The 16,466-nt window shown below is 47.7% G+C and carries 15 protein-coding genes and 1 pseudogene; 3 read left to right on the top strand and 13 right to left on the bottom strand.

What is annotated here, in order from left to right; genetic code table 11:
- Positions 1 to 94, top strand: a pseudogene (locus V8Q34_RS22820) (manganese catalase family protein); the annotation flags it as partial.
- A gap of 59 nt (positions 95 to 153) precedes the next feature.
- On the opposite strand, the gene V8Q34_RS22815 reads toward V8Q34_RS22820, so the two are convergent.
- The 12 genes from V8Q34_RS22815 to V8Q34_RS22760 form a co-directional block, all read right to left on the bottom strand.
- Entirely contained in the window at positions 154 to 1,764 is a 1,611-nt protein-coding gene (locus tag V8Q34_RS22815) for a recombinase family protein (RefSeq protein ID WP_244806325.1), read from the bottom strand.
- Between the two features lie 111 nt (positions 1,765 to 1,875).
- The gene (locus tag V8Q34_RS22810) at positions 1,876 to 2,061 is read right to left on the bottom strand and encodes a hypothetical protein (RefSeq protein WP_033142233.1); all 186 of its coding nucleotides are present in this window, start codon (positions 2,059 to 2,061) and stop codon (positions 1,876 to 1,878) included.
- A 140-nt stretch (positions 2,062 to 2,201) separates the two neighbouring features.
- On the bottom strand, positions 2,202 to 2,396 hold the full coding sequence (locus tag V8Q34_RS22805) for a hypothetical protein (RefSeq protein ID WP_033142252.1): 195 nt from the start codon (positions 2,394 to 2,396) through the stop codon (positions 2,202 to 2,204).
- 178 nt (positions 2,397 to 2,574) lie between these two features.
- Positions 2,575 to 3,345: an SDR family oxidoreductase gene (locus tag V8Q34_RS22800; protein WP_103732174.1), complete on the bottom strand. Its 771-nt coding sequence runs from the start codon at positions 3,343 to 3,345 to the stop codon at positions 2,575 to 2,577.
- 60 nt (positions 3,346 to 3,405) lie between these two features.
- Positions 3,406 to 4,440 carry an alcohol dehydrogenase catalytic domain-containing protein gene (locus V8Q34_RS22795; protein WP_244806324.1) on the bottom strand — a complete coding sequence of 345 codons (1,035 nt, stop codon included), beginning with the start codon at positions 4,438 to 4,440 and terminating at the stop codon, positions 3,406 to 3,408.
- A gap of 90 nt (positions 4,441 to 4,530) precedes the next feature.
- The gene (locus V8Q34_RS22790; protein ID WP_033142236.1) at positions 4,531 to 5,814 is read right to left on the bottom strand and encodes a TRAP transporter large permease; all 1,284 of its coding nucleotides are present in this window, start codon (positions 5,812 to 5,814) and stop codon (positions 4,531 to 4,533) included.
- Positions 5,814 to 6,314 (bottom strand): TRAP transporter small permease, encoded by a 501-nt coding sequence (locus V8Q34_RS22785; protein ID WP_148393724.1) that lies wholly within the window; start codon positions 6,312 to 6,314, stop codon positions 5,814 to 5,816. Before V8Q34_RS22785 ends, V8Q34_RS22790 begins: the two co-directional genes overlap by 1 nt.
- Before the next feature lie 15 nt (positions 6,315 to 6,329).
- Entirely contained in the window at positions 6,330 to 7,331 is a 1,002-nt protein-coding gene (locus V8Q34_RS22780; protein WP_033142238.1) for a TRAP transporter substrate-binding protein, read from the bottom strand.
- 12 nt (positions 7,332 to 7,343) lie between these two features.
- Positions 7,344 to 8,591 (bottom strand): enolase C-terminal domain-like protein, encoded by a 1,248-nt coding sequence (locus tag V8Q34_RS22775; RefSeq protein ID WP_033142239.1) that lies wholly within the window; start codon positions 8,589 to 8,591, stop codon positions 7,344 to 7,346.
- A 114-nt stretch (positions 8,592 to 8,705) separates the two neighbouring features.
- A complete protein-coding gene (locus tag V8Q34_RS22770) occupies positions 8,706 to 9,374 on the bottom strand; it encodes a FadR/GntR family transcriptional regulator (protein WP_033142240.1) in 669 nt (222 codons plus the stop codon).
- Positions 9,375 to 9,525: 151 nt separating this feature from the next.
- A complete protein-coding gene (locus V8Q34_RS22765; RefSeq protein WP_335836404.1) occupies positions 9,526 to 11,421 on the bottom strand; it encodes a heavy metal translocating P-type ATPase in 1,896 nt (631 codons plus the stop codon).
- A gap of 56 nt (positions 11,422 to 11,477) precedes the next feature.
- Complete coding sequence (locus V8Q34_RS22760; protein WP_033142242.1) at positions 11,478 to 11,699, bottom strand: cation transporter; 222 nt, start codon at positions 11,697 to 11,699, stop codon at positions 11,478 to 11,480.
- Positions 11,700 to 11,887: 188 nt separating this feature from the next.
- Here V8Q34_RS22760 and V8Q34_RS22755 point away from each other — a divergent pair, with 188 nt between their 5' ends.
- On the top strand, positions 11,888 to 13,273 hold the full coding sequence (locus V8Q34_RS22755) for an MATE family efflux transporter (RefSeq protein WP_054352312.1): 1,386 nt from the start codon (positions 11,888 to 11,890) through the stop codon (positions 13,271 to 13,273).
- A gap of 47 nt (positions 13,274 to 13,320) precedes the next feature.
- Here the strand turns inward: V8Q34_RS22755 and V8Q34_RS22750 are convergent, their stop codons facing one another.
- Entirely contained in the window at positions 13,321 to 14,253 is a 933-nt protein-coding gene (locus V8Q34_RS22750; RefSeq protein WP_335836403.1) for an AraC family transcriptional regulator, read from the bottom strand.
- 193 nt (positions 14,254 to 14,446) lie between these two features.
- Here V8Q34_RS22750 and V8Q34_RS22745 point away from each other — a divergent pair, with 193 nt between their 5' ends.
- Positions 14,447 to 16,456: a right-handed parallel beta-helix repeat-containing protein gene (locus tag V8Q34_RS22745; RefSeq protein WP_227210575.1), complete on the top strand. Its 2,010-nt coding sequence runs from the start codon at positions 14,447 to 14,449 to the stop codon at positions 16,454 to 16,456.
- Positions 16,457 to 16,466 lie beyond the last annotated feature (10 nt).

Genomic DNA, 16,466 nt, shown 5'->3' with positions numbered 1-16,466 from the left:
ACCGGATGGCGAAATCGCCGCTTCCATGCGTTACCTGTCACAGCGTTTTGCCATGCCGAACCGCATTGCCATGGGTACCCTGAATGATATAGGTATATCGTAACCGCTATTACCCCCTCCGTTTTCTGTCCTCATCTTCTCATATCCCTGCTCTCACTTCCCCACCAAAACCGACTCTAAAATTTCCGTTTGATAACGGTCACGTCTTCCACAGCTATGAATCCTCATCTGTATCCCAAACGGTATGTATTTCAGCCATACACACACGATCTGACCGGGATATACAATAATCTCATCCACTAATTCCCGGTAAAGAGACTCTTCCTCCACATTAAAATGCAATATCTTATCAACCGCCCCCACATATCTCTCAAAGCAGGACCTTCTCTTCTTCTCTGTCTCTTCTTCCTTTCTGGCTCTCAGAAGTTTTCTCTCCAGTCTCTCCTTCTGCCCGTCATACCATTCCTTCTGCTCTGTCAGTTCATCGGCACTTAAAATCCCCTCCAAAGCCAGATCAACACATTTTTTCTTTTTTGTCTGGATTTCCTCTATTTTTTTCTCAATCACGGCAGTATCCTCTGCATATGTATCTGCCTGCCTCAAATTTTTAATGCGCCAGAGAATTTCTGTTTCCACGGCATCCCAGTCAAAGTCCACCTGTTTTACTGCATAACGCACACAGGTGCGCAGCGCCAGATCACTGACCGCAGTGTTGTCACATCCGTATTCTGCCCCTTCCCCAACTTCCTTCCTCTTTCCATAGTTCGCATGATGATAACATCTCCATGCCCTGTAGATACTTCCATCCCTTCGTTTTTTTGTGCGGACCACAAAGCCGGCCCCGCATTCACCACACTTCACCATTCCACTGCACCAATAACGGCTGCACTTTGAAGCCTTGTGATAGGATAAAGACCTTCTTTCCAGCTCCTTCTGGGTTCTTTCCCACAGCACTCTGTCAATTATAGGGGTATGATGGTTTTTCAGGTAAACCATTTCCTCCTCACCCTCATTCTTCTTTTTCCTGTGGGACAGGTAATCCGGAGTGATCGTCTTTTTCTGACACAAGTCACCTGCGTATTTTTCATTTTTCAATACTTTCAGGATCATAGTATTTGACCACATAGTGCCCCGTTTCGGCTGTATTCCTTCTTCCTGCAGTTCCCTTGCAATGATATGGGTACCTTTTTGCTCATTTGTATATTTATGAAATATGCTTCTGACAATCTCTGCCTCCTCCTCATTCACAAACATCCTGCCCTGCTTCACCGTATATCCGAGAAGGTCCCTTCCGAATACCACACCCTGCTCCATTCTGCGTTTCTGTCCCCACTTTACACGTTCGGAAGTCTTCCTGCTTTCATCCTGGGCAAGGGTAGCCATGATGGACAGACGCAGTTCCCCATCTCCGTCCATTGTATCAATATTATCTATCGTAAAAATAACCCGGACGCCTTTTGCCTTCAACTTTCTGACAAAAGACAGGGTATCCACCGTATTTCTGGCAAACCTGGACACTTCTTTTGTGAGGATCAAATCTATCCTGCCTGCCATGGCATCCTGGATCATTTGATTGAACCCTTTTCGTTTTGCAGTCTGGGTTCCGCTGATTCCCTCATCATAATAAATACCTGTCAGCTCCCAGTCCTCATGCTGACTGATGTAATCGGAAAAATATTTTCGCTGGCTTTTAAGGGAATTTGCCTGATCATCCTTCTCCGTCGATACTCTTCCGTACGCAGCCGCCCTCACTTTATTTCCCACCTGTAAAGCCTCCAACTTCTATATTAAAATTCCTGTATGCCGGACTTATACGCCAAAACAGGAAATAAAAATATAAGGCCGCCGGAAACATATTCCAACAGCCATATACTCTCATTCTTCCAGCTCATTCAGCAATATGCCGAGCTGCTCATCTGTCAGCAGACTCTGCGCATGGAGTTCCCTGCAGATTCCCCGCTTCAGCTGCCTGCTGAAATTCTTCTGCTGCTCCTTAGTCAACGCAATCCTATGTACATTTTCCTGCTGCAAAGAACTGCTCTTTTCCATACTGTTTCCCACATAACATCCCCTGATGACTCCTTATAATAGAGTATGCGGAAACAGAAATTTTGTTATGCCGGAAATAATTTTCCTTTATAAAAATACCCGGAAGCCGCATTTATTCTGTCTGCCGCTTCCGGGTACTTCTAAACTTTCTATTACTTCTCTTCTTTTTCCGTCTTCAGAGGTTCCACTTCCTCCGCCTGAAATACATATCCGCAGGAACAACTGGTCTCCTCCACAACTCTGCCTCTTACAGTAAAAACTTCCACTTCCTCACCGCATTTTGGACATATCCGGTCTTCCGATACCGGGGTTCTGTATTTGCTTTCACATCCGTCTAAAACTGCCATATTTTTCACCTCCTGATACACATGCTTTCTGATATAAGTTTTCATCTTCTATTGTATCCCCTATTTTTCTTTAAAACAAGACATTCTTCCTTATCAGAAAATTTATCAGGACAATGTAATACAGCCGTTCATCCTTTTGCTCACCCCCCCTGACATCACAGCATACTTCTCCTGTATTTTATTTTACAAGATATCCTCCGTCTACGGGAATAATGGCTCCGCCCAGATAATCACTGGCATGGGAGGCCAGGAAAATACAGGCTCCTTTCATATCATCCCCTGTTCCCCAGCGGTTTGCAGGAATCCTGTCTGTAATCTGCTGATATCTGGGATTTTCCTTGTCCAGAAGGGCAGCATTCATCTCTGTTGCCATATATCCCGGTGCAATGGCGTTTACGTTAATTCCTCTTGCGATCCAGTCATTACTCAGTTCCTTTGTAAGCTGTGTCACTCCGCCTTTTGCCGCTGTATAGGCAGGAACGGTCTGTCCTCCAAACCAGGATACCATGGAGGCAATATTGATGATCTTCCCATATCCTTTTTCCAGCATGATTTTAGCTGCCTCCTGGCAGAGGATAAATACGGAATTCAGATTCACATTCAGGACCTCATCCCATTCCTCAACAGGGAACACTTCCGCGCTGTGGCGCCTCTGAATGCCATGGGCAGTCACAAGAATGTCCAGATCATTTCCCAGCTTTTCCACACATTCCTGAAAACAGCGGTACACTTCCTCACGCACTGCCAGATTGGCTTTTACGCCATGACACTTGTAGCCTCTTTCCTGAAACTGTTTCGCTGTTTCATGGACCTTATGGGATGTTCCCACAATGACCACCTCACAGCCGGCCTCCATAAGGCCTTCTGCCATTCCGTATCCAAGACCTCTTGTTCCGCCTGTCACGATTGCTTTTTTTCCTTCTATGTTAAATAATTCATTTCCCTTCATGTCTGTGCTGCAGGATACCGGATCCTGCCCTCCTTTCAAAAACCTGAATGTATGCTGTAGCTAAAACATAATTACCATTTTCTTTACCGACGGTTCCGGATTATCCATATAATGAAATACTTTTTCAATCTCACTGAATTTTATAAATGTAGTAGCGATTCCTTCTGTGTTAAACTGCTTCTTCTCCATGCACGCAATGGTCGGTTCAAATTTATAACAGGACATCCTGGTTCCTATAATGTCCAGTTCCCTTTGATTGATCATGGCCTGTGTGATCTCCTCCGGTTTCGTACAAAATCCCAGCGGGACCACACGCCCTGCGTTGCAGACGATCCCCGGCTGCATGATCATTGTGAGGGAACCGGGAAAGCAGGCTGAATCAAACGCGATGGTGACTCCATGGCCGTCTGTGATGTTCTGGACTGCTTCCGCCAGATTTTCTTTCTTTGTATTGATCACATAATCTGCGCCATATCCCTTTGCACGTTCCAGGGAGCTGTCGCTGATGTCACAGCAGATCACTGTTTTGCACCCCTTTGCTTTACAGGTCTGCAGGATTATGGCACCGATGGTTCCTGTTCCCAGAATCAGGACAGTATCTTCCGGTACTACACGTCCTCTGGCTGTACAGTGCGCACCGATAGCGTAGGGTTCCACAAGAGCCGCGTCCTCCCATGACACGCTGTCATCAATCTTATAAACTTCATTTGCCGGTGCCGTAAAATATTCTCTCCAGCCGCCGTCCATCCCGGAGCCTCTGACCATTACCTTTTCACATACATTTTTTCTGCCGATCCTGCACTGATAACATTCTCCGCATGTGTGGATCAGGTCTACGATCACATGGTCTCCTTCTTTTACATTTGCTGCATTTTTTCCTGCCTTCACAACAATCCCCGCATTTTCATGGCCCGGGATACGAGGATATGTAGAACAGGGATTTGCGCCGTGATAAATGTGATGGTCACTTCCGCATACGCCTGCTGCCTTCATCTGAATCAAAACCTCATCATCACCGGGAACGGGAACCGGGACTTCACGCACTTCTACCTGATGCGGCCTTACAACCACTACTTCCTTCATTGTATTCTTCATTTTTCTTTCCTTTCCGGGTAATCCCCCTGCCCGAAATGAATTCCGGGCAGTATTTCATATTCTTAATTAAAATTCAGTATCATCTCTCTGTCAGGAAACCAGATTCGGCAGCAGCGTGGAGAGTGCCGGAACATAGGCAAAAATAATTGCACAAACTACTTCCACCGCCACAAAAGGAATCAGATTCTTTGCCACTTTGCTGACCGGCTGCTCCGAAAATCCACAGGCCACAAACATAGTCGTCCCAAATGGCGGTGTCGCCTGGCCAAGTGCCAACAGAAATACGAACAGCATACCAAAATGAACCGGGTCCACGCCGAATGCCACTGCGATCGGTGCCAGAATCGGACCGAGGATCAAATTGGTGGCGCCCACCTCCAGAAACATACCGCAGATAAGAAGCAGCACAATGATCAGTGCCAGGAACACATATTTATTACTTGCCACTGCCATGAATGCATTGGTGACCGCAACCGGAATCTTATAATAAGTGATCAGATATCCGAACATCTGTGCCGTAACAACCAGGAACATTAGGTTTGCAGTGCTGACAGCAGTTCCTTTCAGAATCTCCCAGACATCTTTTCCGCTGATCTCCCTGTAGATAGCAATGCACACCAGAAATCCGTAGAACACTGCAACCACTGCGGATTCCGTCGGAGTAAAAATACCTGCGTAAATGCCGCCCAGGATCACGATGGGCATGATCAATGCCCAGATTGCATCCTTGAAGGAAAGAAGAAATCTCCTGAAGGAAAATCCCGCCTCTTTTGGAAAATTACATTTTTTTGCTTTATAAAAGGCATATACACAGAGCAGGATTCCGCACAGGATACCCGGCAGAACACCTGCCATCAGCAGTTTTGCCACAGATACACCGGTAATATTACCATAAATAACAAATACTGTGGACGGCGGAATGACGATTCCCAGTGTTCCGCCAATTGCCTGTACGGCTGCCGCATAATCCTTGGGATATCCTCTTTTTACCATTTCCGGGTACATCAGACCGCCGATAGCCGCTGTTGTCGCAACAGAGGAGCCGGAAATTGCCGCAAAAAAAGTACACGCCACAATAGATACAAGTGAAATTCCTCCTGAGATCCAGCCTACAAAGGAATCTGCAAAGGCCACCAGCCTTTTGGAAAGACCGCCCTTTGACATGATATCACCTGCCAGAAAGAATGCGGGCAGAGCCAGCATGGAAAAGTTATCACACCCCGTAAAAATCTTCTGGGTGATCATGGCCAGTGATAATGCCGGGTCTAAAAATATAGCACAGATGCATGCACCTCCCAGGGCCCAGGTAATCGGCAGGCCGAGAAGCATGAGAACGATCAGTACAACGATCAAAGCTGCTGCGGAAGCTGACATCAGTTATTTCCCCCTTTCTCTTCGGTTGTTTTCATTGTTACGGTTTCCTGCAGTTTAAAGATTACGGAAATCACTGCAAGTCCAAATCCGAGACACAGGATTCCGTACATAACATTCATGGGAATCCTCATGGCCGGACTCAACTGGTATCCTCCAATGCGCAGCATACCAAAAGTGCTGTAAAAAAACACAGCGGATATAGCCAGTGCCAGAACCTGCCTTCCTATCTCAAAGGCCTTTTTCACTCCGGACGGCAGAAAATTATCTATAATGTCAATGCGTACCATGAGATTCTGGGATATACCCATATTGATTCCCAGAAGGATCATTGCCACGAACAGATACCTGGATGCCTCCTCAGACCAGGGTATGCTGTAAAAAATAACGTATCTGGTAAAAGTCTGCACCAGTATGATCACCATAATTGCCACCAGTATAACCGCAGTCAATGCATTCACAGCACTCTGCAGCCTGCTAAAAACCTGCTTTGCTTTCTCCATCTTCCTTCTCCTTTGCTATTTTGCTGCAGCTATCCTGTCAAGAGTCTCTTTGTAGTCTGCACCGTAAGTATCCCTGACACTCTGTGTCTCTGCAATCAATTCTGTCTTATCCGGATAAGTCACCTTCATTCCCTGTTCCTCCAGTGTGGAAACAGCCTCCGCATCCATCTTCCGGCTCAGTTCCCGCTCCGCAAGGTTGGCTTCCTCCATACACTCCGCAATGACCTGCTGGTCCTCATCTGTGAGGGAATTCCATGTTTTGGGCGCCATCAGAACATACACCGTGGAATACACATGTTCTGTAATGGCCATATGCTTATTTACTTCCACCACATTATTTTTGTCGATGACCGTAGCAGGATTTTCCTGTCCGTCAATGGCGCCCTGCTGCATTGCGGTATATGCCTCACTCCAGGCCATGGGTACCGGATCCGCCCCCAGCGCTTTCCAGAGCTTCTGATGGATTTCATTTTCCATAACACGGATTCTCAGTCCCTTCACATCCTCGGCACTGTTGATCTCTTTCTTGGAATTGGTCAGATTACGGAACCCGGATTCCCAGATTCCTAATCCTTTCAGCTCCACCTTATCCAGTCTTTTGAGAAAGTCCTGTCCGATTTCTCCCATAAACACCTTATCCGCATGCTCTGTACCCTCGATCACATAGGGCAGGTCAAACGCTGCGATCTCAGGAATGAAATTCGCCAGCACACTTTGATTTACCACTGCTATATCCAGATTGCCCAGTTCACATGCCTCGATATTATCTCTCTCTGAGCCGAGCTGTCCGTTGTGGAAAACAGATATCTCAATTCTGCCCTCTGATTTTTCTTTTACATTCTCGGCAAACTCCTCCATGGAGATTCCAATGGCTCCGTCTGCTGCTGATGTCTGTGCCATTCTCAGGCTCACTTTTCCGTTTTCATCATAAATACTGCTGTCTTTGCCGCATCCCGCCATAGCCAGTGCTGCGAGTATTCCCGCTATGGACAATGCTGCCAGTTTTCTTACCTTCATGTTACCCTCCCTTTACGGTGTCTGCAGAGAACCGTCTCTCAATCTCGTCTGCGTCCATGTGGTGACTGTCTTTTCACACGGATATTTTGCTGCTTCCTTCTCATCAATATCCACACCCAGACCCGGTTTATCATTGGCATACACATAACCCCTGCGAAATTCGGGAAGACCTTGAAAGACTTCCAGCAGCGCGCCATGCGGCCCCTTCAGATCCTGTATCACAAAATTAGGCGGTTCGATTCCTGACCACTCCTGCACTCCGAAATTAGGTGCCGCCAGATCAATATGGATATTTGCCGCGTGAGCCAGGGGTGACATATCACCCGGCCCATGCCATGCGGTGCGCACACCAAACTGCTCCGCGAAAATCTGAAGTTTTCTGGCTGGTGTGATGCCTCCTATCTGACTGATATGTACACGGATAAAATCAATCAGCTGCTCTGCTATGAGAGTTTTCCACTCTTTAGGATTGTTGAAAAGCTCTCCCTGGGCAATGGGGATGCTGGTCTGTTCCCGCAAGTTTCTCAGCCAGTTTGTCTGCTCCAGCGGAACCGGGTCCTCCAGGAAAAACAGATCAAAGGGTTCCAGCTCCTTTGCCAGTTTGATAGCTTCCACAGGAGCGATGCGCTCATGTACATCATGTACCAATTCCATATCATATCCGATTCTGTCACGGATTTCTCCAAAAAGTTTTACTGTGTCACGAATATACTTCCTGGAGTCCAGATACATCCCATCATGTGCCCCTTCCGGCGCTGTCTCAGGTGTCTGTCCGTAAGGTGCCCCGCCGTAGCCGCCGCACTGGCAGCGCAGATGCGTAATTCCCATCTCCTGGAATCTTTGAATATTTTCACAGATTTCCCCGATATCTTTTCCGTCCACATGGCGGTATACCGGAATCCCTTCCCTTACTTTTCCTCCGAACAGCTGATACACCGGCATATCTGCCATCTTGCCTTTGATATCCCACAACGCCATATCAATGCCGGAAATCGCATTATTTTCAATAGGGCCATTTCTCCAGTAGCCGTTCTGGTGCATAAGCTGCCATAATTCCTCAATATTCTCAGCGTCCCGCCCCACAAGAAGCGGTTTTAAATATTCCTCGATCAGATGCTTTACCGTCAGATGGCGGTAAGCAAATGTAGCACAGCCCAGGCCGTACAATCCCGGCTGATTTGTCTCCACTTTGACTACGACAAGGTTAATGCCCTCCGGCGCTGTACATATGACCCGTATGTCCTGAATTTTAACTGACATCTCTCTCCTCCTATTACTTGTTACTCATCATACAAGTTAGAATATAAAAACATTGTCATTTTCCATATAACTGCCCGTTCCCACGGGAAACAGGCAGTTCTGTAAGAATCTGATTCACAGCTTTTTCATAGCTGCGTCCAGATGTTCATACATAATATCATGAGCTGCATCCGCATCGCCATTCTTAAATGCATCCAGAATCTGCGCATGGTAATGGATCCCTGAATCATAGCCAAACAGTTCATTCATCTGTTCATGATTCTGCCTGGTCTCCTGGAAAACCTTGTGCAGGCTTTTTTCCAGCAGGGCGTTGCCTGTAGAACGGCAGATAACTTCGTGGAATTTCAGGTCTGCATTTACAAACTTTTCCCGATTTCCCTGGAACATCTGCATTTGCTCCAGATATGTCTCCAGAGCAGTGATGATCTTGGGCGTACATTTTTCCACTGCCAGTCTGCAGGCATCTGGTTCCAGTATTTTTCTGAATTCCAATACCTTTTCAATATCCCTGCAGTCCTCGGATGTGATCTTGTTCTCCGTCTCATCCCAGTTCTCCACACGGCTGTTGATCAGATAAGTCCCTTTGCCATGCACACTTTCCAGGACACCAAGGCCAATCAGATACTGCAGCGCCGTTCTGATACTGGAACGGCTCACGCCCAGCTCCTCTGTCATCTGGTTTTCTGACGGTATCTTCTCACCAACTGTCCAGTTTCCGGATTCAATATTCTTCTTCAGATAATCCACCACCTGGCTGGTTACATTGACACGTTTTATTTTCATATATCTTCCCTTCGTCTCAACTTGTAGGACAAGTGATAAGTTCATTATATTCTTTTTTCTTTTTCTGTCAATACAATTATAGAATAATTCTACCACAGTGAATGGATTTCGTAAATAATTGCCGAAAATAAGCGGTTCAATTTAGTAAAATTCACCCTGCCGGCGCCTCCCGGAAATTTTCTTTTCTCAACACCTTCTCCTCCTTCGGCACTCGGAGCGCGCGGACTGCATTTAATATGGCAATGACAGCAACACCCACATCTGCAAAGACTGCTGCCCACATAGATGCAATTCCAAGTGCTCCCAGAAGCAGAACAAAGGCCTTCACTCCCAGAGCAAAAACTATATTCTGGCGCACGATTGCCAGTGTCTTTCTGGAAATCCGCATAGCTGCCGCTATCTTTGACGGTTCATCTGTCATGATGACAATGTCTGCCGCCTCAATTGCCGCATCGGAACCAAGTCCACCCATAGCGATTCCTATATCTGCTCTTGCGAGCACCGGCGCATCATTGATCCCGTCTCCCACAAAAGCCAGCCTGCCTTTTTCACTTGTCCTGGCCAGCAGTTCTTCCATGTGTGCCACTTTATCCGCGGGAAGCAGTTCTGTATAGACCAGATCAAGCCCTAATTTCCCTGCTACCTTTTCGCCCACTGCCTTTGTGTCTCCGGTGAGCATAACCGTTTTCTGCACCCCTGCTTTTTTCAGTTCGCTGACAGCAAAGGCTGCGTCCTCCTTGATCTCATCCTCGATCAGGACAGCACCGCGGTATTTCCCGTCTTCCGCCACGTAGACAACGGTACCTGCTTCTTTCACTGGCTGAAACGTGATTTTTCTACTTTTCATCAGCTTTGCATTTCCTGCCAGTACATTTTTTCCATTCAGAGTGACAGAGATACCGTGTCCCGGGATCTCCTGTACATCAGAAACTGTAAACTGTTCGGTATTCTTTCTGTATGCCCTCACAATAGACCTGGAAATGGGGTGATTGGAGTCTTTTTCTGCACAGGCTGCCAGTTCCAGTAATCTTTCACCGGTGATTCCCCGGGGATAGCATCGCGTCACTGCAAAGGACCCTTTCGTCAGAGTACCTGTCTTGTCAAACACAACAGTCTCTGCTTTTGCCAGTGCCTCCAGGTAATTGCTTCCCTTGATCAGCACACCGCACTTTGAAGCTCCGCCGATGCCGCCGAAGAAACTCAGCGGAACAGAGATTACGAGCGCACACGGGCAGGAGATCACCAGGAATGTCAGCGCCCTGTGTATCCAGGGGGCAAACGCCTGCCCGGTAATAAGAGGCGGCAATATGGCAAGCAGTGCTGCTGCTGCCACAACCGAGGGTGTGTAGTATCTGGCAAAACGTGTGATAAATGCCTCGGACTTTGATTTTTTGCTGCTGGCGTTCTCCACCAGATCCAATATTTTAGAAACTGTGGATTCCCCGTAGGGCCTGGATACGCGGATTCTCAGGGTTCCTGTCTGATTAATGCATCCGCTGATGACCTCCGCCCCTGCCCCGGTTTCCCTTGGCATGGATTCCCCTGTCAGTGCAGAGGTGTCCAGAGTGGATCTGCCCTCCAGAACGATTCCGTCAAGGGGTATGCGTTCTCCCGGTTTGACCAGAATCACATCTCCAACAAGAACTTCATCCGGTTCCGCCCTGGTCTCTTTTCCATCCCTCACAACGTTGGCATAGTCCGGGCGTATATCCATCAGTCCTGCAATGGAACGGCGTGATTTGCTGACAGCATAGGACTGAAACAGTTCTCCCACCTGATAAAACAGCATGACTGCCACACCTTCTTTATAGTCACCCAGACACATGGCTCCCACAGTGGCAACGGTCATCAGAAAATTTTCATCGAATACCTGACCATGCAGAATGTTGGTGACAGCTTTCCAGATAATATCCCACCCGATCACGGCATAACAGACAAGAAATCCTATGAATTTTCCTGTTTCATTCAGAGGCAGCCACAAGACCGGCAGAAAAATGAGAATGGATGTGAGTATGCGGTATAATTGTTTTTTCTGTTTTTTTGTCATAATTCTCTTCCTTTCATAAATTGCGGCGGCAGGCAGTTCCCCCTGCCGCAATGATCTTAAATTTTTTTCACTGTGACATCCGGCTCAATTTTCCGAATCCGTTTCACCACTTTGTCCGCAATCTCAGAAAAGTACTCCTCAGATGCCTCCAGAACCATCTTCTGACTCAGAAAGTTCACTTCTACTCCGGTTACACCTTCCATCTTCCTTACAGAGTCCTCAATTTTTGCAGCACAGTGTGCACAGTCTAAATCTACCAGTTTAAATGTTTTTCTCATATTTACTTTCTCCTTTTCCGTTCATCTTGTTTTCATATGAATACATATTCATATGTTCATATATAATATACAAAGTATTATCCTGTCTGTCAATACTATTTTCTCTTTTTTTCAGATTCATCAAATTTTTGTATTGGATTTCTTCTTCAGATGGCTTAAAATAAAATCAGAAAGGATGGAGAACTCATATGGAGAATACGCAACAGATAAAAGAAAACCCTCTGGGCTTCAGCCCCATCGGTAAATTACTGCCCAAATTCGCGGTACCGGCTATCATCAGCATGCTGGTCAACGCGCTGTATAATATCGTGGACCAGATTTTCATCGGGCAGGGCGTGGGCATGTACGGAAATGCCGCGACAAACGTGGCTTTTCCCATTACCACCATAACTACAGCTATCGCTCTCCTCATAGGAATCGGAGGCGCCTCCAATTTTAATCTGGAACTTGGGCGTAAACATGAAGAAAAGGCAAAGCATATTGCAGGCACAGGATTCGGCAGCCTCATCCTGTGCGGCCTCATCCTGGTCATTTTGATCCGCCTGTTCCTGAAGCCGCTGATCCTGGCCTTCGGCGCTACCCCCAAGGTTCTGCCCTATTCCATGACCTATGTGGGGATCACCACCTGGGGCATTCCGTTTTTTATGCTGACAACAGGCGGCAACCATCTGATCCGGGCGGACGGCAGTCCTACCTATTCCATGATATCCATGGTCTCCGGTGCTCTGATCAATACTGTGCTGGACCCCCTGTTCATTTTTACCTTCGGCTGGGGTATTGCCGGAGCTGCATGGGCAACGGTGACCGGCCAGGTATTCTCCGCCTGTTTAGTCCTCTTCTATCTGCCCCGGTATAAAACCGTGGAGCTGAAGCTTAAAAATCTCATTCCCCGGTCTCACTGTATCAAAGCTATCGCATCCCTCGGAATGGCCTCCTGCTTCAATCAGCTGGCCCTTACCGTGGTCCAGATAACCATGAACAATGTGCTTCGCCACTATGGTTCCCACTCCGTCTACGGAAGCGACATTCCCCTTGCGGTGGTAGGGATCGTAGCCAAGGTGAATATGGTGTTCCTGTCCATTGTCATCGGGATCGCCCAGGGTTCACAGCCAATCGTGGGATTTAATTACGGCGCCAAAAACTATTCCCGGGTGAAAAAGACGTATCTGTGCGCAGCCGGAACAGCAACTATTCTGGCTGTGACTGCATTTATATGTTTCCAGATCTTCCCCAGGCAGATCGTCAGCCTTTTCGGTTCCGGAGACAAGCTTTATTATCAGTTTGCCCAGAAGTATTTCCGCATTTTTATGTTCTGTACCTTCCTGAACGGCCTGCAGCCGGTGACCGCTAACTTTTTCACTTCCATCGGCAAAGCCACCCGCGGTATTGTGCTTTCCATGACAAGACAGATTCTGTTCCTGATCCCCATGATCCTGATCTTCCCCCTCTTTATGGGAATTGACGGAGTCATGTATGCCGGTCCTATTGCGGACGCAGCTGCCGGTATCCTGGCAGTTCTTCTGGTCCGGAAAGAAATAAGGCGGATGCCCGCAGACGGAGAACTTCCGGCGTAAAGCAACGTGTGCGGCTGTTTGCGTTTCCGCAGACAGCCGCACACGTTTCAGGTCTCCTTTTCGGGATGTTCTTTCCTGTCAAAATTAAGCTTCTTATACTGTTTCGGTGTAATATGATGATATTGTTTAAATATTTTTCCAAAATAGCTGCTGGTCCCGAATCCGGTCTCCACAGCCACCTCCAGAACACTTTTATCCGTATAACGCAGCAGCTCCTGTGCCTTCTGCAGACGCAGGGAGATCATGAACTCCACAGGTGTCTCCCCAAGACTCGTCTGAAACAGACGGTAGCACTCCCGCTCACTGATATGTATACTGGATGCAATATCCTGCACCGTGATCTTCTCACTGTAATGTTCCTGAATATAGGACAGCATCTGTTTGATCCGTTCATCCTCCAGGGCGTTGAAACCTGTCCCGCTTTTCTTCTCATCCATAGCCCAGGAATACACCATCTCCCAGAGCTTTGAGAAAAGATTCCGCAGGCGAAGCTCAAAAAATGGCTCCCCCTTGCTGCTCAGTTCTGCCCCTTCCCTCATTTTTTCCAGAAACTCCGCGCTTCCCGCATCGGAACAGTAAAGGGGCACTGCGTCCAGTTGTTTCTGTTCCAGCACAGGAACAATATATTTGATATCCAGAATACTTCCCGATGCGCCTGCCAGAAAAGAACGGTCAAAGAACTGTGACTGCAGCCTTACCTCCTCCACAGGCTCCAGAGGATGCAGATAATGCAGAACCCCGGAATTGACAAATATTCCGTCCCCCTCATGCAGTATGAATTCATGATGATTGGTCTTATACTGCATACTTCCGCCCAAAATATGTCCGAACTCAAATTCATCATGCCAGTGCCACGGAATATCCCCGAAGAAATACGCCTCCGGTCTCGGCACATATAAGCCATAGTGAAGCATCTGGTTCTGATAAACGATTTTTTCCTTTTTTCTTCCGTCCATATCCAATTTTCTGAATTGTACCATAGCGACCTCCGTATATGGCAGGATTCTTATATTTTCAGGCAGTATGATTATTTATATATCCCTAAATCCACAGTATAATTATATTATCACAAGACCGGGAAGGTCAATAGAAAAGTTACTGTTCCCAGAACTGCGCTTTTTGCAGGACTGTGAATAGTAACTAGTTTCAAACAGCCAAAGGAGGATAACATCTATGATTTATTATGTAGCCGCAAATGCTCCCAGAAACGGATGCGGTACTAAGGAAAAACCGTTTCAGACCATCAGTGAGGCAGCCGCTGCCGCCCGCGCAGGAGACGAAGTCCTGGTAGCTCCGGGTATTTACCGGGAATATGTAAATCCGAAAAACGGCGGTACAGACGAAAACAATCGTATTGTCTACCGCTCAGAGGAGCCGCTGGCCGCTGTCATTACCGGCGCAGAACCTGTAAAAAACTGGACACAGTATCAGGGCAATGTCTGGACAGCCCGTATTCCCAACGGTATCTTCGGCTGCTATAACCCCTACACCACAGTCATTGCAGGTGACTGGTACCGTGCTCCGGAACCGGTGCATACCGGTGAGGTATACATAAACGGCAAATCCATGTATGAGGCATTTTCACTGGAGGATGTCACAAACCCATCCATTTACAAAGGTTCCTGGGACCCGGATTTTACCCTCTACAAATGGTACACAAAACAGGAAGACGGCTTCACTGTCATCTACGCCAACTTCCAGGGTGCTGACCCCAACGAGGAAAATGTGGAGATCAATGTGCGGCGCAACTGCTTCTACCCGGATAAGACAGGCGTTAATTATATCACGCTGTCAGGCTTCACGGTAAAACAGGCAGCTACCACATGGGCACCGCCCACTGCTTACCAGGAAGGCATGATCGGCCCCCACTGGTCAAAGGGCTGGATCATTGAGGACTGTGAGGTTTCCGATTCCAAATGCTCCGGTATCTCCCTGGGAAAATATCTGCAGCCGAACAATGAAAACAAGTGGACCACCAGATTCTATAAAGACGGAACCCAGACAGAACGTGACGCCATCTGCCAGGCACAGATTGAGGGATGGACAAAAGAGAACATCGGTTCCCACATTGTCCGCCGCTGCAACATCCACGACTGCGGACAGACCGGTATTGTAGGACATTTAGGCGGCGTGTTCTCTGTGATCGAGGACAACCACATTCACCATATCAACAACAAACAGGACCTGGCAGGCGCAGAGATCGGCGGTATCAAAATGCATGCTGCCATTGACGTGATCATCCGCCGCAACCATTTCCACCACTGCACCCGCGGCCTGTGGCTGGATTGGCAGGCACAGGGGACTCGTGTCACACAGAATCTGTTCCACGACAATGTTCCGCCAAAAGGAACAGAGATTGCCAATGGTCTGGCTCTGGCTGAGGACATTTTTATCGAGGTTTCCCACGGTCCCACACTGGTTGACAACAATCTGCTTCTGTCCGACTGCGCATGCCGCATCAGCACACAGGGCACCGCTCTTGTACACAACCTGATCGCAGGTTCCTTTACCTGGGTAGGCGCCGGTGTAGATAACGGCGGACAATATCTGCCATCCCCGAGGTATACGCCATATCACGTACCGCACCGCACAGAGGTTGCCGGATTTATGACGATCCTTCACGGTGATGCACGTTTCTACAACAATATATTCGTGCAGAAGGAAATCCGCCGGGACCTGGCTGCCTATGCGGAATCTGAGGGCATGGGCACCATGGATAAATACCAGTTTATCTGCGGAACAAAACCGTACGACGGATATCCCACGGCAGAGACGTACTTTGGACGCTTCAACGCAGAGACTGCTGTGGACCATGACAACAAAGACATCTATTATGACCATCTTCCCATCTACACCGGAGGCAATGTATACTTTAACGGCGCCAAACCGTGTGATGCAGAGGAAAATTATAAAGTGGATGAGGAACACAAAATCACGCTGGAATTAAAAGAGGAAGGCGGTGAATACCGTCTGGAGACGAATCTGTATGATTACCTGCCAAAATTTGAGACTCCGTTTGTAAGCACAGAACTGCTGGGTGAGGCATTTGAGCCGGAACAGAAATTTGAAGCACCTGACGGAACTCCTATTGTATTTGACCGGGATTACTTTGGAAGAAAGCGCGATATGATGCCGCTTGCAGGTCCTTTTGCCTGCGGATGTGAAATAGAGGATGTATTATAATTCTTACCGC

Origin of the sequence: Blautia sp. JLR.GB0024 (assembly GCF_037000545.1) — a bacterium.
GTDB classification, from domain to species: domain Bacteria; phylum Bacillota; class Clostridia; order Lachnospirales; family Lachnospiraceae; genus Blautia; species Blautia celeris.
This window is presented reverse-complemented; position numbering and strand designations above follow the sequence as displayed.

What these genes read in the sequence shown, in the direction of transcription:
- V8Q34_RS22805 (WP_033142252.1), bottom strand. Translation starts at nt 2,396, where the DNA reads ATGGCAGTTTTAGACGGATGTGAAAGCAAATACAGAACCCCGGTATCG.
- V8Q34_RS22800 (WP_103732174.1), bottom strand. Translation starts at nt 3,345, where the DNA reads ATGAAGGGAAATGAATTATTTAACATAGAAGGAAAAAAAGCAATCGTG.
- V8Q34_RS22795 (WP_244806324.1), bottom strand. Translation starts at nt 4,440, where the DNA reads ATGAAGAATACAATGAAGGAAGTAGTGGTTGTAAGGCCGCATCAGGTA.
- V8Q34_RS22790 (WP_033142236.1), bottom strand. Translation starts at nt 5,814, where the DNA reads ATGTCAGCTTCCGCAGCAGCTTTGATCGTTGTACTGATCGTTCTCATG.
- V8Q34_RS22785 (WP_148393724.1), bottom strand. Translation starts at nt 6,314, where the DNA reads ATGGAGAAAGCAAAGCAGGTTTTTAGCAGGCTGCAGAGTGCTGTGAAT.
- V8Q34_RS22780 (WP_033142238.1), bottom strand. Translation starts at nt 7,331, where the DNA reads ATGAAGGTAAGAAAACTGGCAGCATTGTCCATAGCGGGAATACTCGCA.
- V8Q34_RS22775 (WP_033142239.1), bottom strand. Translation starts at nt 8,591, where the DNA reads ATGTCAGTTAAAATTCAGGACATACGGGTCATATGTACAGCGCCGGAG.
- V8Q34_RS22770 (WP_033142240.1), bottom strand. Translation starts at nt 9,374, where the DNA reads ATGAAAATAAAACGTGTCAATGTAACCAGCCAGGTGGTGGATTATCTG.
- V8Q34_RS22765 (WP_335836404.1), bottom strand. Translation starts at nt 11,421, where the DNA reads ATGACAAAAAAACAGAAAAAACAATTATACCGCATACTCACATCCATT.
- V8Q34_RS22760 (WP_033142242.1), bottom strand. Translation starts at nt 11,699, where the DNA reads ATGAGAAAAACATTTAAACTGGTAGATTTAGACTGTGCACACTGTGCT.
- V8Q34_RS22755 (WP_054352312.1), top strand. Translation starts at nt 11,888, where the DNA reads ATGGAGAATACGCAACAGATAAAAGAAAACCCTCTGGGCTTCAGCCCC.
- V8Q34_RS22750 (WP_335836403.1), bottom strand. Translation starts at nt 14,253, where the DNA reads ATGGTACAATTCAGAAAATTGGATATGGACGGAAGAAAAAAGGAAAAA.
- V8Q34_RS22745 (WP_227210575.1), top strand. Translation starts at nt 14,447, where the DNA reads ATGATTTATTATGTAGCCGCAAATGCTCCCAGAAACGGATGCGGTACT.